The sequence below is a fragment of the Streptomyces sp. NPDC005435 genome (assembly GCF_040703155.1).
Taxonomy (GTDB): domain Bacteria; phylum Actinomycetota; class Actinomycetes; order Streptomycetales; family Streptomycetaceae; genus Streptomyces.
Genome location: NZ_JBEXEQ010000049.1, coordinates 1 through 1506, shown reverse-complemented (window position 1 = coordinate 1506; position 1506 = coordinate 1). Strand labels below are relative to the sequence as shown.

The following is a 1506-nucleotide window of genomic DNA, read 5'->3' as shown; positions in this document are numbered from 1 at the left end:
AACGCCGCCCCGAGATCCTCGACGGCTTCATAGCCGAGACCGGACTCAGGCTGGAGCCTCCGCAGCCCTGTCACCCCACCCTTTCAACCTCAGCGGCAACTACTGCCGTCAAACCGCCAGAAGCCCCACCGGACCGAAATCCGGCGGGGCTTCTGCGAACGTTCTGAAAACACCTGACTCACTGGCGAGCCACTAAGAACTGCGCTAGTCGAGCTGGTATTTGATCCAGTCCGTCCCGCCCATCAGTTCCACACCAGCGTCCGCGAGACACTTGGCTTCTGCTGTGTAGTAATGATTTGCCGCCCGCGACCGGGCGCCCGACATCGTGTTCTCCACCCAAGCTCCCTTGAGCATGGATTTCCTGGCGCGCTCCCGGAACTTCTTCCAGGTTGCCACAAGATTCACTTCGTCAGTCATGGCCGAAAGTACAGACTCTCGCAAGATAGCGTCTGACTGTCCACCAAGGGTAATAAATAGGGAGTTCGGATTCCCTTTCAAATATTCGAGGGCCGAATCGACGTTCAGGTCGACTGGGGATGGATTCAGGGAAATGCGGCGAACGTCGTCACCACATTCCGGAGTGGCCCCCGACCCCTGCACCCCGCCTACCAGTTTCACCCGGTAGGCGGGGGAGAAGCGTTCCTCAGCCAGGAGCAACCCCGACTCCCTGGCCCACTCCCAAGCCATGGCGTAGATCTCACGACGGCCGCCATGGAACTGAAGTGTCACTTTCATCGAGACTCGCTAGTTGTAGGCAACGAATTGCATCTCCATTCCGATCCCTTCGAGGTCTTGCAGCGCTTCCGCTTCTCGCTTGATCGGGGCTCCGGATCGCACCGTCTGTTTTCCAACATTGATGCCGTACTGGGTGCCGTCCGGCCGTTCCACCAGGATATCCGGCCGACGAGAATCCTTGAATCCACCTGGCGTGGCAAACTCGCGTTCAGGCAATCTGGCTCCTCCCGCAATTACCTGGCCATCGGTTACCTGGTCAGCTATTTCGGCGATCTTCAGGTTGTGTGGCCCCGTGCCAGCCGGCTTGGGACCGCGCATCATTTGCGGCTTGCCTCCATTAGCGCAGTCGCATATCGACCTATGACGAGGGAGGGAACCATCACAGTTATGAACGAGGACCGGTGTGTCGCCAGCCTGCACATAGTACGTGTGGAGGGTGCCGATGGTCAGGTCGTAAGTGACCGTATTGGCGTGGTAGAGGCGGACGCCCGTGACCTCGGTCGTGCCGGTCGGGGTTTGGAGGACGTCGCCGGGCTTGAGGTCCTTGGCCTGGGTGAAGGCGGACTGGGTTTCGTCGTAGAAGGGGTGGTGGAAGGTCGTCGTCAGATGCGCGTCCGGCGCGTCCTTGACGCTCGCGGTGACCGCCGCGACCGGTGCCGTCGCCGGCTCGTGGCCATGGCTTGCCGACAGGGCGCCGAGTACCGCCGCCGAGGCCGCCAGGCCGAACGCCGCCTTGCGGGCCGCCTTCTTCGCGACCGACTTCACGCCGGC

2 protein-coding genes are annotated in these 1506 nt (G+C 61.5%); both read right to left on the bottom strand.

Features of this window, described 5'->3' with window-relative positions; all coding sequences use genetic code 11:
- Window positions 1-204: 204 nt before the first annotated feature.
- On the bottom strand, window positions 205-735 hold the full coding sequence (locus AB0898_RS31815) for a hypothetical protein (RefSeq protein WP_366806533.1): 531 nt from the start codon (window positions 733-735) through the stop codon (window positions 205-207).
- A gap of 9 nt (window positions 736-744) precedes the next feature.
- On the bottom strand, window positions 745-1506 hold a 762-nt coding region (locus tag AB0898_RS31810), incomplete at its 5' end, for a polymorphic toxin-type HINT domain-containing protein (protein WP_366806532.1).